We start from the raw sequence: 24,068 nt of genomic DNA on the forward strand, positions 1-24,068 counted from the left end.
GCGACCTCAGCTGGCGCGCGCGGACGGCGGCAGGTTGTCCTGGATGATGCGGTGGATCAGCGCATCGGCCGCCTGCAGCTGCTGGCCGTAGACCTGCGTGCCATACACCGTGCCCGTGGCGGCCTGGGCCGGCAGCACGCCGCCCTGCTGGTCGTGCAGGTTGACCTCGGCTTTCATCGACAGCCCGATCCGCAACGGATGCTCGGCCAGCTGCTTTTCATCGATGGCGATACGCACCGGCACGCGCTGCACGATCTTGATCCAGTTGCCGCTGGCATTCTGCGCCGGCAGCAGCGAGAACGCCGAGCCGGTGCCCATGCCCAGGCTGGTGATGCGGCCGGCATAGCGCACATCGCCGCCGTACAGATCCGAGCGCAGCTCCACCTGCTGTCCCAGCCGCATGTGGCGCAGCTGGGTTTCCTTGAAATTGGCTTCGACCCACATCTGCTCGGTCGGCACCACCGCCATCAGCACCGCGCCGGGCTGCACGCGTTGGCCAACCTGCACCGAGCGACGGGCGACATAGCCGGTCACCGGCGCGACGATGCCGGCACGGGCATGGTTCAGATACGCCTGGCGCAACTGCGCCGCGGCGGCCTGCACATCGGGCTGGGTGGCGATGACGGTGTCATCGACCAGCGCGCGACTGCGCTCCACGGTCTCGCGTGACCCGGCCACGGCCGCCTCGGCGGCAGCGAGTTCGTCACGGGCGTGGGCCAGTTCCTCATTGGAAATCGCACCGCTGGCGGCCAGATCCTTGCGCCGCGCGAAGTCCTCGCGGGCACGTTTGACGCTGATCTGGCGGGCATTGAGCTCGGCCTGCGCGCCTTCCACGCTGCGGTACAGGCCGCGCACCTGGCGCACCGTGCGCGCCAGATTGGCCTGCGCCTGCTGCATCGCCACGTCGGTATCGGCCGGGTCCAGCTGCACCAGCAACTGGCCCTGCTCCACCTTCATGCCGTCATCGGCGGCGATGGCGACCACCGTGCCACCGACCAGCGGCGTGATCTGCACCTGGTTGCCCACCACATAGGCGTCATCGGTCTCCTCGGCCCAACGGCCGAACAGGAAATACCACAGCGCAAAGGCCGCAATCAGCAGCACCACGATCAACAGCAGGCCGCGCAGCAGTTTGCGGCGACGGCCGGGAGCGGCCGCAGCCGCGTCGGAAGAAGTCTGGCTCATAGAAAGGTTTCTCAGGAATTCGAATTGTTGGACGCAGCGGTCGCCGGCAGGTCCGCACTGGCGGGCGCAAAACCGCCGCCCAGCGCCGCGCTCAGGCCGATGGAGGACGCCAGCTGCTGCGACTGCAGGCTGCTCAGCCGCAGCCGCGACTGCAGCAGCAGGTCCTGCGCGCCCAGCACGTCGAGGTAATTGCCGATACCGGCGCGGTAGCGCTGCCCGGCCAGCGCGAATGCGGCCTCGGCCGTATCCACTGCCTGCTGCTGCGATTCCACCTGCACGTCCAGCGAACGCACCGCGTTGACCTGGTCGGCCACCTCGCGCAGTGCCGCCACCAGCGTCTGGTTGTAGTGGGCCACCGCCAGATCGTAGTCGGCATCGGCTTTGGCCAGCTGGGCGCGCAGACGGCCGCCATCGAAAACCGGCAGACTCAGCGCCGGTGCCAGCAAGCCGAAACCCGAGCCGCTTTGCAGCAGCGTGCCCAGATCGCTGGAAACCACCCCGCCGAGCGCGGTCAGATTCAAGCTCGGATAGAAGCGCGCCTTGGCCGCATGGATCTGCTGGCCGGAGGCCTCCACCCGCCAGCGCGCGGCCACCACATCCGGGCGCCGCCCCAGCAGATCACTGGGAAGTACTCCGGGCAATTGCAACGCCAACCGGTTCAGTGCAGCGGGCCGGCCGATCTCACGCCCGCGGTCCGGCCCCCTGCCAAGCAGCGCGGCCAGCGCGTTGCGGGCGAGATCGATCTGCTGCTGCGCCGCCTGCTGCTGTTGCTGTGCCAGCGGCACGCGTGCCTGCGCCTGGCGCACCTGCAGCTCGTTGTCGATACCGGCGCCGCGTCGCTGCCGGGTCAATGCCAGCATCTTTTCGGCACGCGCCAGCTCCTCGTCGGCCACCTGCTGCAGCTGCCAGGCATGATCCAGCTGGACATAGGCCTGCACGATGGCCGCCGACAGGTCCAGCCGCGCGGCCTGCGCATCCACCGCCGCCGCATGCGCGCCATCCACCGCCGCCTCCCACGCCGCGCGTTTACCGCCCCACAGATCCACGCCATAGCTGAAATTGGCCACGGCCTGCACGCTGCCCATGTAATGGCCACCCAGCTCATTGCCCACCATCGACTCGGGCAGGGTGATGCCGGTGTAGCCCGGCGACAGCGACAGGCTCGGCTTGCGTTCGGCGCTGGTGCTGGCGCTCTGCGCCTGCGCCTGCCGCAGGCGGGCATCGGCCACCTCCAGCGTCGGACTGTTGCGCAGGCCTTCGGCAATGAGCGCATCCAGTTGGGGATCACCCAGTGCCCGCCACCAGTCCGCAGCCGGGAACCCCGGGGCGCTCAAGTCGTGGCCGGCCAGCGTCCTGCCGGCTTGCAGGCTGTCGGCATCCAGCAGCCGCCCTTGCGGACTGAGCCCGCCACTGCTGGCACAGGCGGCCAGCGCCAGCGCCAAGCCGGTCAACAACGCCGGCCGGGCACAGCGGCGCAGGCCATGGGAGAAACGTCGGGATGTGTTCATGGCAGGCAGAGGGAGTCGCGTACGCGGATCAACAGGGAAAGCAGCTGGGCGCGTTCGGCCGCATCCAGATCGCGCATGGCCACATCGATGGTCTGATCGCCACGCCGCTTGAGCCGCTGCCACAGCGCATGGCCTTCGTCGGTCATGACGATCTGCAGCGCACGGCGGTCCAGGGCATGGGGCTCGCGACGCACGCAGCCCAGCGCTTCAAGCCGGTCCAGCAGCCGGGTCACCGCACTGGGCACCTGGTCGATCGCATTGGCCAGTTCCACCGCGGTGCACGGCGCCATCACCGATAGCTTTTTCAGCCCCAGGTAATGGGTGAAGCCGATACCGAGGTTCTCTTCGGCCATCGACGCATCCAGCCGGCGCACAAGCTCGTCAAAGACCTGCCGCAGCAACAATCCGAAGCTGGGCGGTTGGGAGGTGTCATCGTTCATGCCGACAATTTTATTCCATATGGAATTATTCTGTCTAGAACATTTCCATCGGGAACCGGATGGGACACCACCACGGCGGCCCCACCGCGGCACGGGCGTGACAACCGGCTTGGCATCCCGGCCGTCATCCGGATAATCGACCGATCAGGAAACCGGCGGTCCCGCCGCGCTTCTCACAACAGGTAGCTCCCACCCGCAATGACCGATCTTGCCCGCACCGTTTTCCACGGCTACGAACAGCAGCCGCTGCGCGAATATGCCGAACGCGCCTATCTCGACTATTCCATGTACGTGGTGCTGGACCGCGCCCTGCCGTTCATCGGCGACGGCCTCAAGCCGGTGCAGCGGCGCATCATCTATTCGATGAGCGAACTGGGGCTCAACGCCTCGGCCAAGCCGAAGAAATCCGCGCGCACCGTGGGCGATGTGATCGGCAAATACCACCCGCATGGCGACAGCGCGTGCTACGAGGCGCTGGTGCTGATGGCGCAGCCGTTCTCCTACCGGTATCCGCTGATCGAGGGCCAGGGCAACTTCGGCTCCACCGACGATCCCAAGTCGTTCGCGGCCATGCGCTACACCGAATCCAAGCTGACCCCGATCGCCGAAGTGCTGCTTGGCGAACTGGCCCAGGGCACCACCGACTGGACGCCCAATTTCGACGGCACCCTGGAAGAGCCCTCGTGGATGCCGGCACGCCTGCCGCACCTGCTGCTCAACGGCACCACCGGTATCGCCGTGGGCATGGCCACCGACGTGCCGCCGCACAATCTCAACGAGATCGTCAGTGCGGTGATCCGCCTGATCGATGATCCCAACGCCACCGTCGCCGACCTGTGCGAACACGTGCGCGGCCCGGACTACCCGACCACCGCCGAGATCATCACCCCGGCGGCGGATCTGCGGAACCTCTATGAAACCGGCAATGGCAGCGTGCGCGCCCGCGCCACCTTCCTCAAGGAAGGCAGCAACATCGTCGTCACCGCGCTGCCACACCAGGTCTCGCCGTCCAAGGTGATCGAGCAGATCGCCGCGCAGATGCGGGCCAAGAAGCTGCCATGGCTGGAGGACATCCGCGACGAGTCCGACCACGCCAACCCGGTACGGGTGGTGCTGATCCCGCGCTCCAACCGCGTCGATGCCGAACAGCTGATGGGCCACCTGTTCGCCACGACCGACCTAGAACGCAGCTACCGCGTCAACCTCAACGTGATCGGCCTGGACGGGCGGCCGCAGGTCAAGAACCTGAAGATGCTGCTGTCCGAATGGCTGCGGTTCCGCTATGACACGGTCACCCGTCGCCTGAACCATCGCCTGCAGAAGGTCGAGCGCCGCCTGCACCTGTTGGACGGCCTGCTGGTGGCGTTCCTCAACCTGGATGAGGTGATCCACATCATCCGTACCGAGGATGAGGCCAAGGCCGCACTGATCGCCCGCTTCGAACTGAGCGAGGACCAGGCCGACTACATCCTGGAGACCAAGCTCAAGCAGCTGGCGCGCCTGGAGGAAATGAAGATCCGCGGCGAGCAGGACGAGCTGGCCAAGGAGCGCGATTACATCCAGTCGATCCTGGAAAGCACCGCCAAGCTGCGCAAGCTGGTCAAGGACGAGCTAATTGCCGACGCCAAGAAGTTCGGCGACGAACGCCGCTCGCCGCTGGTGCAGCGTGGCGCCGCCCAGGCCATCGACGAGACCGAACTGGTCGCCAGCGAGCCGATGACCGTGGTGCTGTCGGAAAAGGGCTGGGTACGCGCGGCCAAGGGCCACGACATCGACGGCAGCAGCCTGTCCTACCGCGAAGGCGACGGCCTGCTGGGCATCGTCCGCAGCCGCAGCACGCAGCAGGTGGCCTTCATCGACAGCGAGGGCCGGGCCTACTCCACCCCGGTACACACCCTGCCCTCGGCGCGCGGTAACGGCGAGCCGCTGACCGGCCGCTTCTCGCCGGCACCCGGCAGCGCGTTCGTGACCCTGGCCAGCGGCGAGAACAACACCCGCTTCGTGCTGGCCTCCACCCACGGCTACGGCTTCGTCACCCGTTTCGAGAATCTCACCGGCCGCAACAAGGCCGGCAAGGCGATGCTCAACCTGTCCACCGGATCCAGCGTGTTGCAGCCGGCGGTGGTCGCCAACCCGGAAACCGACCGTATTGTTGCCGTCACCAGCGCCGGCAACATGCTGGCCATTCCGGCCAGCGACCTGCCCGAACTGGACAAGGGCAAGGGCAACAAGATCATCGAGATCCCCAAGGCCAAGCTCTCCACCGAACGGGTGGTCGCGGTGGTCGCAGTCGGACCGGGCAACACCCTGCAGGTCCGCAGCGGCCAGCGCACCATGAGCCTGTCCTTCAAGGAGTTGGAGACCTATATGGGCACGCGGGCCACGCGTGGGCATCTGTTGCCCAGGGGCTGGCAGAAGGTCGAAGGGCTGGATGTCCAGTAATTCACTTTGCTGGCGCGCGGCATGCCACTCCCATGCTGCGCGCCGACTGAAACAGCGACGGCAAACCTGTCCTCAAGGAACCGCCCATGACATCGGCTGAAGACACACCCCCACAGACGATCTGTCCGGAATGTCAGGGCGACAATCTCTACGCCCATGGCGGCATCAACGCCCGTGGCGGCTACGGCCCCGACCTGCTGCCCGGTACCAGTGGCGTCTTCAGCAGCGCCAAGATGCAGACCATCGTCTGTCGCGACTGCGGCCTGATTCGTTTCTATGCGACCCGCGAAACGCTCGCCCGGATCACGCCAGACAACGGCTGGCGGAAAACCCGCTGAAGAGGAGCAACTCCATGCAACCGGATTTCTGGCTGCAGCGCTGGCACAACGGCCAGATCGGTTTCCATCGCACGGATGTCATGCCGCTGCTGACGCGGCACTGGCCCGCACTGGAGCTGCCGCCCGGCAGCCGCGTACTGGTGCCAATGTGCGGCAAGAGCCTGGACATGCACTGGCTGGCCGCCCTGGGACATCGCGTGCTGGGCGTGGAGCTGTCGTCGCTGGCGGTGGAGCAGTTCTTCGCCGAAGCGGGCCTGACGCCGGCGCGCCATCAAAGCAAGTACGGTGAACACTATCGCGCCGGGCCGATCGAGATTATCTGCGGCGACGCCTTCGCGCTGGACAGCACACTGCTGGCCGATATCGCTGGCGTCTACGACCGCGCCGCGCTGATCGCGCTGCCGCCGGAGCTGCGCCGCCACTATCGCGACACGCTGTACGCGCACTTGCCCGACGGCTGCCGCGGGCTGCTGATCACGCTGGAGTATCCCCAGGACCAGAAACAGGGCCCGCCGTTCAGCGTGCCGCAGCTTGAAGTGGAGCAGCTGTTCAGCGCGCCGTGGCAGACCGCGCTGCTGGAACGCCAGGACATCCTTGAGCAGCAACCCGGCTTCCGGGACCAGGGCGTCACCGCCCTCTCCACCGCGGCATACCGGCTGCAGTACCGTTGAAACACGCAGGGCGGCCTGCGCCGCCCTGTTTCATCAAAACCCGGCCGGCCTCAATGGGCCGGCGCGCCCTTTGCGTCCATCTTGCTGGTCTGGTACAGCTCCAGGCCGATGCGCTTGATCAGACCCAGCTGCTGCTCCAGCCACCAGGCGTGGTCTTCTTCGGTGTCGCGCAGCTGTGCGATCAGGATGTCGCGACTGACGTAGTCGCCGTGGGTTTCGCACAGTTTTACGCCTGCAGCGAGGTTGGCGCGCACCTGGTATTCGACCTGCAGGTCCTTCTCCAGCATTTCCATCACGGTCACGCCCGGCTCTAAGCCGTGCGGACGCATGTCCGGATCGCCACCGAGGAACAGGATGCGGCGCAGCAGCGCGTCGGCGTGTTCGGTTTCCTCTTGCATCTCATGGCCGATACGCTCATACAACGCCATCAGGCCCTGATCCTCGTAACGGCGGGAATGGATGAAATACTGGTCACGCGCCGCCAGTTCGCCGCGCAGCAGCTCTTTCAGGCATTCGATGACGTCGGGGTTGCCCTTCATGGGGTGCTCCTGATGGTTCGCAATGGGCATAGCCTGCCCCATCTGGCGCGGCGATGATCTAATCGGAATCACTTTCAGTTGCGCTTCGCCCCACGCCGGCTGCACAAGCTGTCTACAATCGCGGCAGAACCGCTACCTGGGATAGGCCTGTGCTGCGTTGGCTGCTGCGTTCGCTGGGGATGCTGTTGGGCTTGCTGGTGCTGTTGCTGCTGATTCTCTGGCTGCTGTTGCGCGGCAGCCTGCCAACGCTGGATGGCCAGCGGGCCTTGCCCGGCCTGAGCGCTGCGGTCAGCGTCGAGCGCGATGCGCTGGGCGTGGTGACGATCAATGCGGCCAATGAGGTCGATATGGCCCGTGCGCTCGGTTATGTGCATGCACAGGAGCGTTTCTTCGAGATGGACCTGATGCGGCGCTCGGCCGCAGGCGAGCTGGCCGAGCTGTTCGGCACCGACGCCCTGCCGCTGGACCGCAAGATGCGCGTGCATCGCCTGCGCGCCCGCACCCATGACAACCTCGCCGTCGCGCTGGACGGAAAACGTGCCGTGCTTGAAGCCTATCGCGACGGCGTCAACGCCGGGCTGGCTGCGTTGCCGGTGCGGCCATGGCCCTATCTGCTGCTGCGCCAACCACCACGTCTCTGGCAACTGGAAGATTCGGTACTGGCCGGGCTGGCGATGTATGCCGACCTGCAGGACCCGGCCAACACCCGCGAACTGGCGCTGGCGCGCCTCAAGAAGGTGGTGCCGCCGGCCCTGTATACGCTGCTCACGCACGATGGCAGCAGCTGGGACGCCCCGCTGTTCGGCGCCGCCCGGGGGGACGCGCGGTTGCCGGATGCGACAACCCTGGACCTGCGCCGTCCGGCCAGCATCGGGCCGCCTGCGCCGGTCGCGGCGGCATCCGAGGTCCTGGGCAGCAACAACTTCGCCGTGTCAGGCGCCCTGACCGCCGACGGTCGCGCCATCCTCGCCGACGACATGCACCTGGGCCTGCGGGCACCCAACATCTGGTTCCGCGCACGCCTGCGTTACGCCGATCCGACCGCGCCAGACCGCAAGGTCGATGTCACCGGCTTCACCCTGCCCGGCCTGCCGGCGGTGATCGTCGGCAGCAATACCCGCATTGCGTGGGGCTTCACCAACAGCTATGTCGACACCGCCGACTACACCGCCGTGTCCGCCAATGCACCGCTGCGCATCCATGACGAGGCCATTGCTGTCGCCGGCGCCAAAACCGAAGTACTGCGGGTGCGCGAGAGCGATTGGGGACCGATCCTGCATGAGGAACCGGATGGACACCTTCTGGCCCTGCGCTGGGTCGGTCATCAGCCCGGCGCGGTCCGGCTGGCATTCGCCGACATGGCCAAAGCCGCAGATCTGGACGCCGCGTTCGCAACCGCCAATCGCTCCGGCATTCCGGCACAGAATCTGCTGGTCGCCGACCGCAGCGGCCGTATCGCCTGGCGCCTGATCGGTGCACGCCCCGCGCGTGATCCGGCCTGTCACGCCACGGCGACTGCGCAGGCCAGCTGCCCGCCGTGGCCCATCCGCAGCGACCAGGCGCCGGCACTTGTCGATCCGCCCGATCACCGCCTGTGGACCGCCAACGGCCGGGTGCTTGATGGCGTCGCGCTGGCCGACGCCGGTGACGGCGGCTATGACCTCGGCGCGCGTGCCAAGCAGATCCGCGACGGCCTGTTCGCCCGCGAGCACTTCACCGAACAGGACCTGCTGGCCATCCAGCTCGATGACCGTGCCGTGCTGATGGAGCACTGGTGGAAGCTGCTGCGGCAGACCGTCGGGCACAGTGATGACCCTGCGCTGCAGCGACTGGAAGCGGCCAGCCGCCAATGGCAGGGTCGAGCCTCCACGGACTCGGTCAGCTATCGGATGGCACGCGGTTTCCGCAGCATCTTGATGGACAACCTCCAGGGCGCGCTGCTGGCTCCGGCCAAAGAGCAGCTGGGCGATCGTTACCTCGCCCCTAGACTTGCCCAGTTCGAGGGCGTGCTGTGGCCCTTGCTCGACCAGCGCCCGCCGCATCTGCTGCCACCGCCCTATGAAAGCTGGGAGGCGCTGCTGGCCACCAGCGCCCGCCAACTGGAAAAGGATCTGGCCCAACAGGGTCCCGATCTGGCGCAACGCAATTGGGGCGAACACAACACCGCCGCCATCTGCCATCCGGTCTCGGCAGCGTTGCCACGCCTTCTCAACTCCTGGCTGTGCATGCCGGCCGAGCCCTTGGCAGGGGACGGCGACATGCCGCGCGTGGCCGGCCCGAAGTTCGGCGCTTCGCAGCGGATGGTGGTATCACCCGGCCATGAGGCCGAGGGCATCGTACACATGCCCGGCGGCCAGAGCGGCCATCCACTGTCACCTTTCTGGGGCGCCGGTCACGACGACTGGGTGGAAGGCCGCTCATCCCCGTTCCTGCCGGGTCGCACCGCGCACAGCCTGCGTTTGAGTCCGCGCTGAGCGACCGCGCGGCGCCTGCCCTGGCAACCCCTGCATAGCGGCGTCACTTCAGGCGAACCGTCCACTCCACCTCGAGCCGGGCCTCGACGTCGAACAGCCGGCTGACCTGCACCCAGCTGGCGGCCGGATACTTGCCATCGACGAAGAAGGTCTTGCGCTCGGGAATGGCCGTGATCAGCCCCTCCATATCCGTGGTGTAGACGGTTTCCTTGACCACCTGGCTGCTGTTGGCGCCAAAACGCTGCAGGATTCCGGTCAACTGGCTGTAGCAGCTCTGCACCGCAGCCTGCATGGTTTCACCTTTGCAGGGCACGCCCGACACATACAGCATGTCGCCGTCGCGGATCACGCCGGTATAGCCGATATCGGTTTCCCAGCTCCCCAGCACGTGCCGCTCCAGCGGCCCCTCCGCCGCATGGAGCAGCGGACTGCACAGCAAGCCGAACACCATCATGGGAAGCACGCGCATTGGTTTTCCTTGATTGACTGGACGCGGAAGCGGTCACGGACAATTGCCCGCGACAACCGGAAAAAGAATGGCCCGCATCGCTGCGGGCCAGGCATCGACACTCAGCCAGCCAGTGCTTGGTCATGCACACCGGCGACGGCACGCCCGGAAGGATCGGCCATGGTGGCGAAGCTGGCATCCCAGGCAATCGCCGCCGGCGAGGAACAGGCGATCGACTTGCCGCCGGGCACGGTCTCCGACGCCGCGCGGCTCGGGTAGAACTGCTCGAACAGATGACGGTAGTAGTACGCCTCCTTGGTCTGCGGCGGGTTGTACGGGAAGCGCTTGTCGGCCGCGGCCAGCACGCGGTCGCTGACCTGTGCCTCGGCGTGCACCTTCAAACCGTCGATCCAGCCGTAGCCGACACCATCGCTGAACTGCTCCTTCTGCCGCCACAGGATTTCCTTCGGCAGGTAGCCCTCGAACGCCTCGCGCAGCACCGCCTTTTCGATGCGGCCGCTGGCCTTGTCGATCATCTTGTGGCGGGCATCCATCTTCATCGCCACGTCCAGAAACTCGCGGTCCAGGAACGGCACGCGCGGTTCCACGCCCCAGGCCATCATCGACTTGTTGGCACGCAGGCAATCGTAGTTGTTCAATGCGTCGAGCTTGCGCACCAGCTCCTCATGGAACTCGCGCGCGTTGGGCGCCTTGTGGAAGTACAGGTAGCCACCGAAGATCTCGTCGCTGCCCTCGCCGGACAGCACCATCTTCACCCCCATCGCCTTGATCCGCCGTGCCAGCAGGAACATCGGCGTAGAGGCGCGGATGGTGGTGACATCGTAGGTTTCGATATGCCGGATGACTTCCGGCAGCGCATCCAGACCTTCCTCGAAGGTGTACTCGAAACCGTGGTGCACGGTGCCCAGCGCCTGGGCTGCCACCTCGGCGGCAGCCAGATCCGGCGAGCCCTTCAGGCCGATGGCGAAACTGTGCAGGCGCGGCCACCACGCCTCGCTCTGGTCGCCATCCTCGATGCGATGACGCGCATAACGCGCGGCGACCGCGGCCACCAGCGACGAATCCAGCCCTCCGGACAACAGCACGCCGTAGGGCACATCGGTCATCAGCTGGCGGTGCACGGCGCGCTCGAAGGCTTCACGCAGCTCGGCCAGGGAGACGTCCACGCCCGCCACCGCGTCATAATCGCGCCACGGGCGTTCATAGTATTTGCTCAGGGTATCGGTACTGCTGTCATACCAGTGCCCGGGTGGAAACTGCGCGACATCGGCGCAGGTGTCGGACAGCGACTTCATTTCCGAGGCCACGCACAGCCGGCCCTGCTTGTCGTGCCCCCAGTACAGCGGCACCACGCCGATCGGATCGCGGGCGATGATCACACGGCCCTTGGCCTTGTCCCACAGCGCGAAGGCGAAGATCCCGTTGAGGCGGTTCAGATACGAAGCCGGCTCATCCTCCCGATACAGCGCGTTGATCACCTCGCAGTCCGAACCGGTCTGGAACGCATACGGCTGGGTGAGTTCCTTCTTCAGCTCCTGGTGGTTGTAGATCTCACCATTCACCGCCAACGCCAACTGGCCGTCGTCGGACAGCAACGGCTGCGAGCCGCCGGCCGGGTCGACGATGGCCAGGCGCTCGTGCACCAGGATGGCGCCTTCGTCCACGTAGACGCCGCTCCAGTCCGGGCCGCGATGGCGTTGGCGCTGGGATTGTTCAAGCGCCTGCCGACGCAGCGCCTGCAGGTCGTCACCGGATTGCAGGCCGAAAATGCCGAAGATGGAACACATGGGAAAGCTCCTGGGGTTGTGTGGGGACAAGCATTCGAAGCAACGGCTGGCAGAGGTGCAGCCGCTCGGTGTTCCCGCTCGGCCACAAAAAAACCCGCATCGACCGATGCGGGTTTTCTGGTGGCCTGAGCGTGTTGCCTGTCCTAGCTCTGGTCGCAGTCCCGCAGTGGCCGCGCACGATTATTCGCGCGCAGATTGTTGCGGTTGTTGTTATTGACAGCGTTGGCCGGGAACAAGGACATGGGACAGACCGTATCCCGGTTTTCCGGAGCGCGCAACTGTTGCTGCGGCAACTGATTCAGTGCTCGGGCCGCCATGTTCCCGGATAATCCGCGCACCGCTGTCTGGACTTCATGGATGAAACCGTTTGCCTTCCGCGTGCTGCACGCCCTGTGCCTGTTCACACTGGCCGCCTGCACCGCCACCGCACCACACCGTCCCGTCGACACCACCGAGCGCGAGGCGTTGGCTGCCGCCAGCGACGGCCAGTTCGACTCGGTACTGCGTGTGGCAAATCTCTACCGGGCCCGCAACGACCCGCGGGCGCTGGACTGGTACGCACGCGCCGCGGCGATTCCGCCCCGCACGCACCGCAGCACCGGGGTGGAGGAGCAGCTGGGAACGATCCTGCAACGCGGCCGCCTGGACAGCAGCGATGCGCCGCAAACACCGGAAGCCAGGGTGCTCAAGCCCTCCCCGCGCAAGGCATTGCACTGGTTCCGCAGCGCCGCCTACCACGGCTCACCCTACGCGATGCGCGATCTGGAGCGCTGGCATGCCGATCGCGGCGATATGGCTGGCGCATTGCGCTGGCGGCTGCGCCACGCGGTGTACATGCGCGAGCTGTACAAGCTGGACGCACTGCGCAACGCAACCCGCACCTCACCCGAAGCGGCACGTCTGGCCAGCAAGCAGCCATCAACCAATGCCGCCATCGCCCACATCCAGCGACGGGCTGCCCGTGGCGATGCCGAAGCGCAGGTCGACCTGGGCACCTTGCACGAAGCCGGCATTGGCATGCCCGAGGACAAGAGCGAGGCACTGCGCTGGTATCAGCGCGCCGGCGAACAAGGCAATGTCTACGGCCAGTACTTCGCAGGGCTGGCATTGGGGCGCGGCGGCAGGGGGCTGCAGAAGGATGAAGTTGCAGCGGCGGCGTGGTTCGCCAGAGCCTATGCACAGGAGTTCTACCTGGCCGAGGAATCCTACTGGCGCAAAGCCATCGCACCACCGTTCTTCATCTTCGAGTAGAACCGCGGTCTGTACACACATGGACCAGTGCGACAAGACTGCATCAACTGGCGGATATCGCGCAGAATGACGCGCTGGCATCCGCAGAGCTGGACATGACGAACACCGCCGTTTTCCGTGAAGAAACCATCGACCGCGCGCGCATGCAGCAGATCATCCACGCGCATCCGCGTGCAGCGGTGTTCGAATCCTGCACATTGGACGAAGGCGATTTCTCGCGACTGGATATGGACGGTTTCCAGTTCAACCAGTGCTCGCTGGCCGGTGCGCACTGGCTGGCTGCATCGCTGGAAGAAAGCCAATGGCAGAAGTGCCGTGGCGGCCACTGCGATTTCAGCTCGGCGCAGCTCAGCGATTCACGCTTCGCCGATTGCGATCTCAACAACAGCCACTGGCGGCGAGCAACGCTGTCCTCGGTGCAGTTCCAGGACTGCAAGTTGACCGGTGCCCACCTGCAGGAAGTGACCGGCTGGGCATTGGAGTTCCGCCACTGCCTGCTGGTGAGCGCCGATCTGCGCGGGCTTTCGTTCCGCAAGGCACGCCTGGAGGGCATGGATTTCTCCGAAGCCGACCTGTCCGGCTGCGACTTCCGCGATGCCGTGTTCAGCGGCGGCAGCCTGCGCAACGCACAGACCCGCCTGACCCGGTTTGAAGGCGCCGACCTGCGCGATACCGACATCAGCGGGCTCAACGTGATGGACGCCAAGTACTTCAAGAAAGCGGTGATATCGCAGCGTCAGGCCGCCGCGGCGCTTGCCGCGTTCGGCCTGATCGTCGCCTAGGCGAGCAGGCGCTCAATCAGCCGCCGATACAGCTCCGGCAGCGCCTCCAGATCGGCCACCTGCACGTTCTCATCCACCTGGTGGATGCTGGCATTGACCGGCCCCACTTCGATGCACTGGGCGCCCAACGGTGCGATGAAGCGCGCGTCCGAGGTTCCACCACCGGTGCTTTCTTCCGGCGCGGCGCCAGCGAATTCGGCCAGCACCTCACGCGCGGCCCGCCGCAGGGTACCTTCCGGGGTATAGAACGGCTCGCCGCTGCGATGCCAGTCCAACACGTAGTCCAGCCCATGGCGATCCAGCAACGCGGTGATCTCCGCCTGCAACCGGTCGGCATTCCAGTGCGGGTTGTAGCGCAGATTGAACATCACCTGCAGCTCGCCCGGAATCACGTTGCTGGCCCCCGTGCCGGCACTGATGTTGGACAGCTGCAGACTGGTCGGCGGGAAGCTTTCGTAGCCATCGTCCCAATGCCGCGCGGTGAGTTCAGCCAGCGCCGGTGCAGCCAGATGGATCGGGTTGCGCGCCTTGTCCGGGTACGCCACATGGCCCTGCACGCCCTTGATACGCAGCTTGGCCGACAGGCTGCCGCGCCGGCCGACACGCAGCAGGTCACCGAGCTTCGCGGTGGAGGACGGCTCGCCGGTGATGCACCAGTCGATGGTCTGGCCGCGTTCGACAAACAGCCTGGCGACGTGGCGTACGCCGTCGATGGCGTCCCCCTCCTCGTCACTGGTCAGCAGCACCGCCAGCGTGCCCGGATGCTGCGGATATGCGGCGACAAACTGTTCGGCCGCCACCACGAAGGCGGCGACGCTGCCTTTCATGTCCGCAGCACCGCGCCCGTAGAGCGCGCCGTCGCGCACTTCCGGCGTGAAAGGATTGCTGCTCCAGGTCTCGACCGGGCCACTGGGCACCACATCGGTGTGCCCCAGCAGCACCAGCACCGGTGCGCCGCTGCCGTGCATGGCCCACAGGTTGTCGACCTCGCCCAGCCGCAGGTGTTCGCAAGTGAAACCGGCAGCACCCAGCCGCCCGGCGATCAGTTGCTGGCACCCGGCATCATCGGGCGTTACCGAAGGGCGCGCGATCAACGCGCAGGTCAGGTCGAATACGTCGCTCATGGGACCTCGTGCGGAAGCACCCGCGGTGCTTCCCGGTGGTTTGGGTTGCCGTGGTCACGACGGTATCCGTCGCCAGGCCATGGGGAATCAGGCGATGTTGAAGCGCGCCTTGAAGCCGTTGTCGCTGAAACCCTGGCTCAGCACGCCGTCCCCGGTGATGACCAGCGGACGCTTGATCAGCTGCGGATACTCGCGCAGCAGCAGCTTCCACTCGGCATCGGATTCGGGGGACTTGCGGTTGTCCGGCAGCTGCCGCCAGGTGGTCGAGGATTTGTTGATCATCGCCGCGAAGCCGCCGGCCTTGCCGGCCCATTCCAGCAGCGTTTCCGGCGCGGGTTTGTTGTCGCGGTAGTCGACGAAGGTGTAGGCGATGCCGAAGCGGTCCAGCCATTTGGTGGCCTTCTTGCAGGTATCGCAGTTCTTGAGTCCGTAGATCGTGGTCATTGCAGATTCCATAAATTCAGGCAGGTGCACACAGCGCCCGTCGCCACGTACGGGCACTACCGCGGCAGTGTCTCAGTCCGCCAGACCGCGCAGCAGGTCGTTGACGCTGGTCTTGCTGCGTGTCCTGGCATCGACCTGTTTGACGATCACCGCGCAATACAGCGAATGGGTGCCATCCTTGCTCGGCAACGAGCCGGACACGACCACACTGTAGGGCGGGACGTAACCGTAGCTGATCTCACCGGTGGCACGGTTGTAGATGCGGGTGCTCTGGCTCAGGAACACCCCCATGCCGATCACGCTGTGATGGCCAACCACCACGCCTTCGACCACTTCCGAACGGGCACCGATGAAGCAGTGGTCCTCGATGATGGTCGGGCTGGCCTGCAGCGGCTCCAGCACGCCGCCGATGCCGGCACCGCCGGACAGGTGGCAGTGCTTGCCGATCTGCGCGCACGACCCCACCGTGGCCCAGGTATCGACCATGGTGCCCTCGCCCACGTGCGCGCCGATATTGGTGAAGCTCGGCATCAGCACCACGTCCTTGCCGAAGTGCGTGCCGCGACGGGCGATCGCGCCGGGCACCACACGTACGCCGGCCTGGCGGAACTCCGCCTCGCCATAGCCCTCGAAACGCGACTCCACCTTGTCCCAGAACGGCGCCGGGCTGCCGTCGATCACTTCCATCTCATTGACGCGGAAATACAGCAGCACCGCTTTCTTCAGCCACTCGTTGACCTTCCAGCCACCGTGACCATCGGGCTCGGCGACGCGGAACTCGCCCGACTCCAGACCGTCGATCACCCGGTTGACCAGTGGACGGGTCGATCCTTCGATCTCATCGACGGTCAGCATGGTGCGGCGCTCGAAAGCGCTCTCGATGCTGAACTTCATTTCCGCCACGCCCGGTGCAGGCGGCTTGCGCAGGCTGCGCGGCCCCATCGACTCGATCGCCTTGGGTTTGGCCGGCATCACTTTTTCCACCGCCACGGCGGCTTTCTTGACCGCCTTCTTTGCCGCGGTCTTCTTGACTGTCGGCTTGGCAGACACGGTCCTGGCCGCGGCGGCGGGCTTGGATGCTGCCTTCTTGGCGGCGGGTTTCCTGGTAGCCATCAGTGGGGGTCTCCTGGCGTTCTGTCGGGCTCCAGACAGGCCATCAACGCATCATGCAATGACTGTCTGGAAGATTCGGTAAGAGGTTGATCATGCCGATCGGTGAGCTGGAACTGGTCCTCGGCGCGCTCACCGAAAGTGGCGATACGCGCGTCCTGGACACGCAGGCACTGGTCGCGCAGCACATGCGCCACATCGGCCAGCAGACCCGGACGATCCGGCGCCACCAGATTCAGCACGGTGCGGTTGTGGTCGCGCGACTCCAGGAACTCGATCCGCGGCGCGAAGCGGAAATGTCTGAGCTGTCGCGGCATCACCCGCCGTGAAGGCCGCAGGATCTGGATATTGCCGGCCAGCGCCTTGCGCAGTGCCGCCTCCAGACGCGCGGTATCGCCATCGGCGAAGCTGCCGACCGGAATCACTTCAAAGGTATCGAAAATGGTGCTGTCCGGGCCGTCCAGCACACGCGCCCGGTGGATACCGTAGCCGGCACGGTCCAGGGTCATCACGATCGCCGCGAACAGACCATCGCGATCGGGCGAATGCACGAATACTTCCAGCGCGTCGCTTTCCGGCATAATCCGGCGCACCTTCACCAGCGTGCCGCCCTTGCGGATTTCAATCAGCGACGCCGCCTGCCACACCAGCTGTTCGGGCCGGAAGCGCACGAAACTCTCATCGGGCATCGCCGCGAACTGGCGGTCGATCAGCGTATCCGGGTGCCCCAGCAGCCGCATCTGCTGACGCACGCTGTCACGCGCTTCCTGCACCCGCTCGGCCTCGGGCAACGGATGCTCGAGGCCTTCGAGCAGTGCGCGGCGCGCGGCGAAGTACAGGTCCGCCAGCAACCGGTCCTTCCACGCGTTCCAGAGCTTGGGGCTGGTGCCGGCGATGTCGGCGCAGGTCAGCAGGTACAGGTAATCCAGGCGGTCGCGCGTACCCACCAGAGTGGCAAATCGATGGATCACGTCCGGGTCGGTGATGTCCTGTTTCTGCGCTGTCACCGACATGCGCAGGTGCTGTTCGACCAGCCAGGCCACCAGTTCGGTATCGGAGCTGCTCAGCCCGTGCGCGCTGCAGAACTGGCGGGCATCGGCCGCGCCCAGTTCGGAATGGTCACCGCCACGGCCCTTGGCGATGTCATGGAACAGGCCGGCCAGCAGCAGCAGCTCGGGCTTGCGCAGACGCGGCCACACCTCATGGGCGATGGAAAAGCGCTCGTCCGCCCGCGCCGAAGCGAACAGACCGATATTCCGCAGCACCATCAAGGTGTGCTGATCGACGGTGTAGACGTGGAACAGGTCAAACTGCATACGCCCGGACACCTGCGCAAAGGCGGGAATCCACTGTCCGAGCACGCCCAGCCGGGCCATGCGGGCAAGCGTGTCGACCGCGCGCGGCCCACGCAGCAGGGCCATGAACCGCTCCCTGACATCCGCCTCCACCCGGGTATAGGGCGGAATCTCATCCAGCATCTCGGCCAGCCCACGCGCCGTCATCGAATGCAGACCCCGCACTTCCGGGATACGCGCCCAGCAGGCGAACAGCGCGAAGAGGGAGCGGATATCGCCATGCGGCCACAACGGATCGTCCGCCGACAGATAACCGCGGCGCAACGAGAAGCCGTCGCCGACCGGCTCGGGCGCAGCCTCGCCATCGAACTGCTCCTCGAAGCGCTGCAGCAGGCGGTCGCTGATGCGGCGTACCACCGCCGCGCTGCGGTAGAAGCCCTGCATCATCTTCTCGACCCCCAGGCTTTCCGCGTCGTCGGCATAGCCCATCCGCTCGGCCAGGGTCTTCTGATAATCAAAGCGCAGGCGCTCTTCCGGACGCTGCGCCACCAGATGCAGGCCGAACCGGAGCCGCGCCAGCACCAGCCGCTCGCGTTTGAGCGCGGCCGCCTCGTCCAGACCGAGATGCCCCAGCCCGACCAGCGCATCGATATTGCTGACACCGAACGTGCGCAGCGCCATCCAGCCCAGCGTATTGAGATCGCGCAGGCCGCCCGGGCCGTCCTTGAGATCGGGCTCCAGGTTGTCGGCGGTGTCGCCAAAGCGGCGATGCCGCAGCAGCAGCTCCTCGCGCTTGGCAAGAAAGAACTCCCGTGCCGGCCAGATCAGGCTGGGCGAAATCGCCCGCGCCAGCGCCTGTTGCGCGGCGCTGTCGGCACACAGCGGCCGCGCCTCGATCAGCGCAGTCAGGACGGTCTGGTCAGCGGCGGCCTGCACGCACTGCGCAGCCGAGCGCACCGCATGGCTGACCGGCAGCCCGGCATCCCACAGCAAGGCGAACAGCCGGGCAAGATCGGCCTCGTGGGCGTGCTGCGCGGCGGTTTCCCCCAGCACCAGCAGATCGATATCCGAGCGCGGGAACAGCTCGCCGCGGCCATAGCCGCCGACCGCGAACAGCGCCAGCCCGGCACCGGCGGGAACACAGCGCAGCCAGGCCTCGCGGATCAGCTGGTCAACCGCGCGGGCGCGCAACGCGAGCAGGCGTTCGACGTTGTCGGCCTGCTCGAAGCGTTTGCACAGACGCGCATCGGTGTGGACAAGCGACTGCCGGGCATCGGCAGCCCACTGCACATCACCGGCAGTCTCTGCCGACGCGTCCAGACTCGGGCCCGTCGGCAGCTGGCTCATGCCTGCGTGGTTGGCGCTTGTTCGGACTCGGCCGGCGACAAGGTCAGCACCTCGACACCGTCCTCGGTCACCGCGATGGTGTGTTCCCACTGCGCCGACAACTTGCGGTCCTTGGTGACCACCGTCCAGCCATCCGGCAGCACCTTGGTGTGGCGCGCGCCTTCATTGATCATCGGCTCGATGGTGAAGGTCATGCCCGGCTTGAGCACGACCCCCTGGCCCGGCCGGCCGTAATGCAGCACCTGAGGCTCGTCGTGGTAGACCTGCCCGATGCCATGGCCGCAGTACTCGCGCACCACCGAGAAACGCTCGGATTCGGCGTATTCCTGGATCGCGTGGCCCACGTCGCCCAGCGTCGCGCCCGGCTTGACCGCACGGATACCGCGCCACATCGCTTCGCGGGTGGTTTCCACCAGGCGCCTGGCCATCACCGACGGCGTGCCGACGTAGTACATGCGGCTGGTATCGCCGTGCCAGCCATCCTTGATGACGGTCACGTCGATATTGATGATGTCCCCGTCCTTCAGAACCTTGGCCTCGCTCGGAATGCCATGGCAGATGACGTTGTTGACCGAGGTGCACACGGTCTTGGGAAACCCGCGGTAACCCACATTGGCCGGAATCGCACCCTGCACGTTCACGATGTGCTCGTGGCAGATGCGGTCCAGCTCCTCTGTGGTGACACCGGGCTTAACGTGGGGGCCGATGATGTCCAGCACCTCGGCCGCCAAACGGCCGGCGATGCGCATCTTCTCGATTTCTTCGGGGGTTTTCAGTTGGATTGCCATCCGCCGATTATCGCCCATTTGACGCCAAACGCTGAATTCCTGACTTCTGCAACGGCGCCTGGACCAGCGGTACGCTGCCCCGTCGCACACTGACCGCGACCCCCGCCGTGCCAGCAATCCGGCGCGCGACGGCGATACCGGCGCCCTGAACGCGGGGAAAGCATCCCCGCACCGCAGCCGGTGCAGCAATGCCCCAAACCCCCGGCGCACCGCACGGGCACGGACCCGGTCATTTGCGGGAAGCCCGCCATGCCCCTTATACTCCCGCAGCTGCGTCAGGCCCGGTGCCTGCAAAGTACGCCCACACCGAGCGCCATTCGGTGAATCCACACCTGTCGCCCCCATCCGTGCCGGGGTGCCCTGATCTGTCAGGGTTCGGCCACGGAGGCGCCAGGGAAGCCCAACCCCGGAACCTATCGCGCAGTGCGCGCCGCCTTCTCACTTTTCCTTGGCGGCAGGTTCCCTACCAGGAGTTTTGCAATGCCCCAGGTCACCATGCGTCAGATGCTGGAAGCCGGCGTCCACTTCGGCCACCAGACCCGCTACTGGAACCCCAAGATGGCTCCGTACATCTTCGGCGCCCGCGGCAAGATCCACATCATCAACCTGGAAAAGACCGTTCCGCTGTTCAACGATGCGATGAACTTCATCTCGTCCGTTGCCCAGAAGCGCGGCACCATCCTGTTCCTGGGCACCAAGCGCAGCGCCCGCGACTCGATCAAGGAAGAAGCCGAGCGTTGCGGCATGCCGTTCATGAACCAGCGCTGGCTGGGTGGCACCCTGACCAACTTCGCCACGGTGAAGAAGTCGGTTGCCCGCCTGAAGGAACTGGAAGCCGGCGAAACCGACGGCACCTTCGACAAGCTGGTCAAGCACGAAGTGCTGGGCCTGCGTCGCGAGCGCGACAAGCTGGAAGCCTCGCTGGGCGGCATCAAGGACATGAACCGTCTGCCCGACGCCATCTTCGTCATCGACATCGGCCACGAAGACATCGCCATCAAGGAAGCCAAGAAGCTCGGCATCCCGGTGATCGCCGTGGTTGACACCAACTACAACCCGGAACTGGTCGATTACGCCATCCCGGGCAACGACGACGCCATCCGCGCCGTGCAGCTGTACGCCCGCGCCGCCGCTGACGCCGTGCTGGAAGGCAAGGCCGCCGCTCCGAACTCCGCCTCGGTGCGCGAGGAAGAGTTCGCCGAAGCCGCCGCTGCCGAAGAAGCCAAGCCGGCCCGCCGCGCTCCGGCCAAGAAGACCACCAAGGGCGACGAGGCTTCGGCCTGATCCCCACGTGGGCGCGCCCGCCGCGCCCACCTCCCTGTACCGGCGCACCCGCTGCGCCCGGCACTGACAGGGTCGCGTAACAACGGCCGGCAATCATTGCCGGCCTTCCCCTTTCTATTCGTGAGGTAATCCCATGGCTGAAATCACCGCCTCCCTGGTCAAGGAACTGCGCGAGCGCACTGGCGCCGGCATGATGGAGTGCAAGAAGGCTCTGACCGAGAACGACGGCAACATTGACGCCGCCGCCGAATGGCTGCGCAAGTCGGGCCTGGCCAAGGCCGACAAGAAGGCTGACCGCGTCACCGCCGAAGGCCGCATCGCGGCGGCACAGGACGGCAACAAGGCCGTGCTGGTGGAAGTCAACTCCGAGACCGACTTCGTCGCCAAGGACGCCAACTTCATCGCCTTCATCGACGCCGTTGCCCAGGCTGCCCTGACCTCGGGTGCTGCTGACGCCGAAGCCCTGAAGTCGGCCAAAATGGCCACCGGCGAAACCGTCGAGGAAGCCCGCGCTGCCGCCATCGCCAAGCTCGGCGAGAACATGCAGATCCGTCGCCTGGCCCGCATCGACACCAGCAACACCGTTGCCGCCTACATCCACGGCGGCCGCATCGGCGTGCTGATCGAACTGGCCGGCGGCAACGACGAGCTGGCCCGTGGCCTGGCCATGCACGTGGCCGCCATGAATCCGCCGCACAACAAGGCTAGCGATGTGCCGGCCGAGTTCGTTGCCAAGGAAAAGGAAATCGAGCTGGCCAAGATGTCCGACAAGGAAAAGGCCAAGCCGGCCGACATCCTGGAAAAGATCATCTCCGGCAAGATCAACAAGATCGTCAACGAAGTGACCCTGTACGGCCAGCCGTACGTGCTGGACACCAACCAGTCCGTCGAGCAGGTGCTCAAGGCCGCTGGCGCCGAAGTGATCGGCTTCCAGCGCCTGGTGGTCGGCGAAGGCATCGAGAAGGTGGTGGAAGACTACGCCGCCGAAGTCGCCAAGGCGATGCAGGTCTGATTCCGGCCCGCACCTGATGTCCAGAAGAAGCCGCGGTCCTCCGCGGCTTCTTTTTTGTCCGGCCCGAACGGCCGCCACGCCCGCAAATCCATGCAATACCGGGCAAAAATGTGATGTATCTGCTTTCTTGGCGAGGCGCATGTATTCTTGGGCATCTGCTGACCGCCCTCATGACATGTCACCCGAGCTGACCACCACGCTATCTCTTTGCCGAAACCTGCCCTCGCCGCCGGCCATTGCCCTGCGCATCATCGAGCTGGCGCAGGATCCGGAAACCGATATCGCCACGGCGGCAGACGTCATCGCCCTGGACGTTGCCCTGAGCGCGCGCATGATGCGCATCGCCAACTCGCCGCTGTATGCCAGCCGGCGCCGGATCGAGAATCTGGGCCAAGCACTGACCATGCTCGGACTCAATGCCACCTTGCAGCTTGCACTGGGCTTTTCACTGTCCCGCGCATTGCGCGAGGAAAGCCGCGAACCGCAACTGCTGGAGGCAACCTGGCGGCGCAGCATCCTCAGCGCCCTGGCCGCCCGCTTCCTCGGACTGGGCTGTGGCGTGCGCCGGATCGAAGAACTGATGCTGGCCGGCCTGCTGCAGGACGTCGGCATCCTTGCCCTGCTGCAGGCCCGTCCCGACAGCTACCCCAACCTGCTCGGCACGGCCAGCAGCAACGACGAACTACTTGCCCGCGAGCGCGCGGTACTGGACTGCAGTCACGCCGATATCGGCGCGCAGCTGTGCGAGCAATGGCACCTGCCACGCTACCTGGTCGAGGCCATCGCCCACAGCGAGCCGCCCGCCATCGCAACCGACCTTTTCGAACGCTGCGTCGCCCTTTCCGGATGCGTCGCCGAGATCTGGCTGAGTGATGACGCCGATGCCGCGCGCACCTATGCCCTGCAGCGGGTGCATGCCGAGCTGCAGATGGACAGCCCGCGCTTCGAGCAGGTACTACAGCAGGTCAGCCAGATGCTGCCGGACCTGAGCGCCCTGTTCGACACCCCGCCCCCGACTTCCGCCCGCGTGACCCAGCTGCTGGAACATGCCAGCGAACTGAAGGAACTGCGCAACCTGCGCGAGCTGCAGGACGCCTCCTCCGCACGCCGACGCGCCGACGACTTCGAAGCGCAGGCACGCCGTCTGGGCGAACAGGTCCACCTGGATGCGCTGACCGGGGTCCTGAACCGGCGCCAGCTTGAAACCGTACTGGAACAGGAGTTCGCCCGCGCCGCACAGCTCGACCGCCCCCTCTCCATCGCCTTCATCGACCTGGATGACTTCAAGAAAATCAATGACCTGCACGGCCATTTGATTGGCGACCAGGTCCTGCAGGTGTTTGCCGGACAACTGCAGGCACAACTGCGCAGCAGCGACACGATCGCCCGCTTCGGCGGCGAGGAGTTTGTGGTCATCTTCCCCGGTACCAGCGAGCAGCTGGCCGTGGAAGTGATCCGCCGGGTGCTGCTCAACATCGCGCACATCCCGATGATCGAGGTCGAAGGCGCTCCCGTGCATGTCACCTTCTCCGCCGGCGTGGCCGCCCATGGCGACTACGAACGGTTCGTCGATGTGCAGGAGCTGCTCAAGGCCGCCGACGACGTGCTGTACCGCTCCAAGACCCAGGGCCGCAACCGCGTCAACGCGCGGGCACCGGCGCCCTCCCCCACCGCCTGCTGAACCGGCAGGGGGCCATGTCCGGAATTTACGCCGCATTGCAACAACACCTCTGACTTGGAACCGCCGCTTCCGTTAGAATTCACGCGTTTTCCAGCCC

20 protein-coding genes are annotated in these 24,068 nt (G+C 65.9%); 9 read left to right on the forward strand and 11 right to left on the reverse strand.

The window, feature by feature from the left end:
• Nucleotides 1-6: 6 nt before the first annotated feature.
• From ACVOMH_RS00265 to ACVOMH_RS00275, 3 genes are read right to left on the reverse strand one after another with little or no spacing between them, the layout of a single operon-like run.
• Nucleotides 7-1,185 (reverse strand): multidrug transporter, encoded by a 1,179-nt coding sequence (locus ACVOMH_RS00265; RefSeq protein WP_481550671.1) that lies wholly within the window; start codon nucleotides 1,183-1,185, stop codon nucleotides 7-9.
• Between the two features lie 11 nt (nucleotides 1,186-1,196).
• A complete protein-coding gene (locus ACVOMH_RS00270; protein ID WP_481550672.1) occupies nucleotides 1,197-2,693 on the reverse strand; it encodes an efflux transporter outer membrane subunit in 1,497 nt (498 codons plus the stop codon).
• Nucleotides 2,690-3,133, reverse strand: coding sequence for a MarR family winged helix-turn-helix transcriptional regulator (locus ACVOMH_RS00275; protein WP_054659251.1), 444 nt, complete (start codon nucleotides 3,131-3,133; stop codon nucleotides 2,690-2,692). The genes ACVOMH_RS00270 and ACVOMH_RS00275 overlap by 4 nt, the downstream gene beginning before the upstream one ends.
• Nucleotides 3,134-3,331: 198 nt before the next feature.
• Here ACVOMH_RS00275 and parC point away from each other — a divergent pair, with 198 nt between their 5' ends.
• From parC to ACVOMH_RS00290, 3 genes are all read left to right on the forward strand, one after another.
• Nucleotides 3,332-5,575 carry a DNA topoisomerase IV subunit A gene (parC, locus tag ACVOMH_RS00280; protein ID WP_481550673.1) on the forward strand — a complete coding sequence of 748 codons (2,244 nt, stop codon included), beginning with the start codon at nucleotides 3,332-3,334 and terminating at the stop codon, nucleotides 5,573-5,575.
• Nucleotides 5,576-5,661: 86 nt separating this feature from the next.
• The gene (locus ACVOMH_RS00285) at nucleotides 5,662-5,913 is read left to right on the forward strand and encodes a hypothetical protein (RefSeq protein ID WP_054659247.1); all 252 of its coding nucleotides are present in this window, start codon (nucleotides 5,662-5,664) and stop codon (nucleotides 5,911-5,913) included.
• A gap of 14 nt (nucleotides 5,914-5,927) precedes the next feature.
• The gene (locus ACVOMH_RS00290) at nucleotides 5,928-6,584 is read left to right on the forward strand and encodes a thiopurine S-methyltransferase (protein WP_481550674.1); all 657 of its coding nucleotides are present in this window, start codon (nucleotides 5,928-5,930) and stop codon (nucleotides 6,582-6,584) included.
• A gap of 50 nt (nucleotides 6,585-6,634) precedes the next feature.
• On the opposite strand, the gene bfr is transcribed toward ACVOMH_RS00290, so the two are convergent.
• A complete protein-coding gene (gene bfr / locus ACVOMH_RS00295) occupies nucleotides 6,635-7,123 on the reverse strand; it encodes a bacterioferritin (RefSeq protein ID WP_481550675.1) in 489 nt (162 codons plus the stop codon).
• Between the two features lie 179 nt (nucleotides 7,124-7,302).
• Here bfr and ACVOMH_RS00300 point away from each other — a divergent pair, with 179 nt between their 5' ends.
• Nucleotides 7,303-9,597 carry a penicillin acylase family protein gene (locus ACVOMH_RS00300; protein WP_481551134.1) on the forward strand — a complete coding sequence of 765 codons (2,295 nt, stop codon included), beginning with the start codon at nucleotides 7,303-7,305 and terminating at the stop codon, nucleotides 9,595-9,597.
• Between the two features lie 43 nt (nucleotides 9,598-9,640).
• Here the strand turns inward: ACVOMH_RS00300 and ACVOMH_RS00305 are convergent, their stop codons facing one another.
• Nucleotides 9,641-10,066 carry a RidA family protein gene (locus ACVOMH_RS00305; protein ID WP_481524394.1) on the reverse strand — a complete coding sequence of 142 codons (426 nt, stop codon included), beginning with the start codon at nucleotides 10,064-10,066 and terminating at the stop codon, nucleotides 9,641-9,643.
• Between the two features lie 101 nt (nucleotides 10,067-10,167).
• Entirely contained in the window at nucleotides 10,168-11,853 is a 1,686-nt protein-coding gene (gene asnB / locus ACVOMH_RS00310; RefSeq protein ID WP_481550676.1) for an asparagine synthase B, read from the reverse strand.
• Between the two features lie 357 nt (nucleotides 11,854-12,210).
• Between asnB and ACVOMH_RS00315 the strand changes: the two genes are divergently transcribed.
• Nucleotides 12,211-13,104 (forward strand): tetratricopeptide repeat protein, encoded by an 894-nt coding sequence (locus ACVOMH_RS00315; RefSeq protein WP_481550677.1) that lies wholly within the window; start codon nucleotides 12,211-12,213, stop codon nucleotides 13,102-13,104.
• Nucleotides 13,105-13,199: 95 nt separating this feature from the next.
• Nucleotides 13,200-13,886, forward strand: a complete 687-nt coding sequence (locus ACVOMH_RS00320) for a pentapeptide repeat-containing protein (protein ID WP_481550678.1) — start codon at nucleotides 13,200-13,202, stop codon at nucleotides 13,884-13,886.
• Here the strand turns inward: ACVOMH_RS00320 and dapE are convergent.
• From dapE to map, 5 genes are all read right to left on the reverse strand, one after another.
• Entirely contained in the window at nucleotides 13,883-15,010 is a 1,128-nt protein-coding gene (gene dapE, locus ACVOMH_RS00325) for a succinyl-diaminopimelate desuccinylase (RefSeq protein WP_481524398.1), read from the reverse strand. The genes ACVOMH_RS00320 and dapE overlap by 4 nt on opposite strands.
• Nucleotides 15,011-15,097: 87 nt before the next feature.
• Entirely contained in the window at nucleotides 15,098-15,454 is a 357-nt protein-coding gene (locus ACVOMH_RS00330; protein ID WP_481550679.1) for an arsenate reductase, read from the reverse strand.
• 72 nt (nucleotides 15,455-15,526) lie between these two features.
• Nucleotides 15,527-16,567, reverse strand: coding sequence for a 2,3,4,5-tetrahydropyridine-2,6-dicarboxylate N-succinyltransferase (dapD, locus tag ACVOMH_RS00335; protein WP_481550680.1), 1,041 nt, complete (start codon nucleotides 16,565-16,567; stop codon nucleotides 15,527-15,529).
• On the reverse strand, nucleotides 16,567-19,206 hold the full coding sequence (locus ACVOMH_RS00340; protein WP_481550681.1) for a [protein-PII] uridylyltransferase: 2,640 nt from the start codon (nucleotides 19,204-19,206) through the stop codon (nucleotides 16,567-16,569). Before ACVOMH_RS00340 ends, dapD begins: the two co-directional genes overlap by 1 nt.
• The gene (gene map, locus ACVOMH_RS00345) at nucleotides 19,203-19,994 is read right to left on the reverse strand and encodes a type I methionyl aminopeptidase (RefSeq protein ID WP_481524402.1); all 792 of its coding nucleotides are present in this window, start codon (nucleotides 19,992-19,994) and stop codon (nucleotides 19,203-19,205) included. The genes ACVOMH_RS00340 and map overlap by 4 nt, the downstream gene beginning before the upstream one ends.
• A gap of 480 nt (nucleotides 19,995-20,474) precedes the next feature.
• On the opposite strand from map, the gene rpsB reads away from it, so the two are divergent.
• The 3 genes from rpsB (at nucleotide 20,475) to ACVOMH_RS00360 (ending at nucleotide 23,971) form a co-directional block, all read left to right on the forward strand.
• Entirely contained in the window at nucleotides 20,475-21,278 is an 804-nt protein-coding gene (gene rpsB, locus ACVOMH_RS00350) for a 30S ribosomal protein S2 (protein WP_054657169.1), read from the forward strand.
• Nucleotides 21,279-21,411: 133 nt separating this feature from the next.
• Complete coding sequence (gene tsf / locus ACVOMH_RS00355; protein WP_054657167.1) at nucleotides 21,412-22,290, forward strand: translation elongation factor Ts; 879 nt, start codon at nucleotides 21,412-21,414, stop codon at nucleotides 22,288-22,290.
• 175 nt (nucleotides 22,291-22,465) lie between these two features.
• Nucleotides 22,466-23,971: an HDOD domain-containing protein gene (locus ACVOMH_RS00360; RefSeq protein ID WP_481550682.1), complete on the forward strand. Its 1,506-nt coding sequence runs from the start codon at nucleotides 22,466-22,468 to the stop codon at nucleotides 23,969-23,971.
• Nucleotides 23,972-24,068: the final 97 nt, after the last annotated feature.

It is taken from the genome of Stenotrophomonas sp. STEN013 (assembly GCF_056760355.1).

What these genes read in the sequence shown, in the direction of transcription:
- ACVOMH_RS00300 (WP_481551134.1), top strand. Translation starts at nt 7,303, where the DNA reads ATGCTGTTGGGCTTGCTGGTGCTGTTGCTGCTGATTCTCTGGCTGCTG.
- ACVOMH_RS00285 (WP_054659247.1), top strand. Translation starts at nt 5,662, where the DNA reads ATGACATCGGCTGAAGACACACCCCCACAGACGATCTGTCCGGAATGT.
- ACVOMH_RS00305 (WP_481524394.1), bottom strand. Translation starts at nt 10,066, where the DNA reads ATGCGCGTGCTTCCCATGATGGTGTTCGGCTTGCTGTGCAGTCCGCTG.
- dapD (WP_481550680.1), bottom strand. Translation starts at nt 16,567, where the DNA reads ATGGCTACCAGGAAACCCGCCGCCAAGAAGGCAGCATCCAAGCCCGCC.
- asnB (WP_481550676.1), bottom strand. Translation starts at nt 11,853, where the DNA reads ATGTGTTCCATCTTCGGCATTTTCGGCCTGCAATCCGGTGACGACCTG.
- dapE (WP_481524398.1), bottom strand. Translation starts at nt 15,010, where the DNA reads ATGAGCGACGTATTCGACCTGACCTGCGCGTTGATCGCGCGCCCTTCG.
- ACVOMH_RS00320 (WP_481550678.1), top strand. Translation starts at nt 13,200, where the DNA reads ATGACGAACACCGCCGTTTTCCGTGAAGAAACCATCGACCGCGCGCGC.
- map (WP_481524402.1), bottom strand. Translation starts at nt 19,994, where the DNA reads ATGGCAATCCAACTGAAAACCCCCGAAGAAATCGAGAAGATGCGCATC.
- ACVOMH_RS00290 (WP_481550674.1), top strand. Translation starts at nt 5,928, where the DNA reads ATGCAACCGGATTTCTGGCTGCAGCGCTGGCACAACGGCCAGATCGGT.
- rpsB (WP_054657169.1), top strand. Translation starts at nt 20,475, where the DNA reads ATGCCCCAGGTCACCATGCGTCAGATGCTGGAAGCCGGCGTCCACTTC.
- bfr (WP_481550675.1), bottom strand. Translation starts at nt 7,123, where the DNA reads ATGAAGGGCAACCCCGACGTCATCGAATGCCTGAAAGAGCTGCTGCGC.
- ACVOMH_RS00315 (WP_481550677.1), top strand. Translation starts at nt 12,211, where the DNA reads ATGAAACCGTTTGCCTTCCGCGTGCTGCACGCCCTGTGCCTGTTCACA.
- ACVOMH_RS00265 (WP_481550671.1), bottom strand. Translation starts at nt 1,185, where the DNA reads ATGAGCCAGACTTCTTCCGACGCGGCTGCGGCCGCTCCCGGCCGTCGC.
- parC (WP_481550673.1), top strand. Translation starts at nt 3,332, where the DNA reads ATGACCGATCTTGCCCGCACCGTTTTCCACGGCTACGAACAGCAGCCG.
- ACVOMH_RS00275 (WP_054659251.1), bottom strand. Translation starts at nt 3,133, where the DNA reads ATGAACGATGACACCTCCCAACCGCCCAGCTTCGGATTGTTGCTGCGG.
- ACVOMH_RS00360 (WP_481550682.1), top strand. Translation starts at nt 22,466, where the DNA reads ATGTCACCCGAGCTGACCACCACGCTATCTCTTTGCCGAAACCTGCCC.
- tsf (WP_054657167.1), top strand. Translation starts at nt 21,412, where the DNA reads ATGGCTGAAATCACCGCCTCCCTGGTCAAGGAACTGCGCGAGCGCACT.
- ACVOMH_RS00340 (WP_481550681.1), bottom strand. Translation starts at nt 19,206, where the DNA reads ATGAGCCAGCTGCCGACGGGCCCGAGTCTGGACGCGTCGGCAGAGACT.
- ACVOMH_RS00330 (WP_481550679.1), bottom strand. Translation starts at nt 15,454, where the DNA reads ATGACCACGATCTACGGACTCAAGAACTGCGATACCTGCAAGAAGGCC.
- ACVOMH_RS00270 (WP_481550672.1), bottom strand. Translation starts at nt 2,693, where the DNA reads ATGAACACATCCCGACGTTTCTCCCATGGCCTGCGCCGCTGTGCCCGG.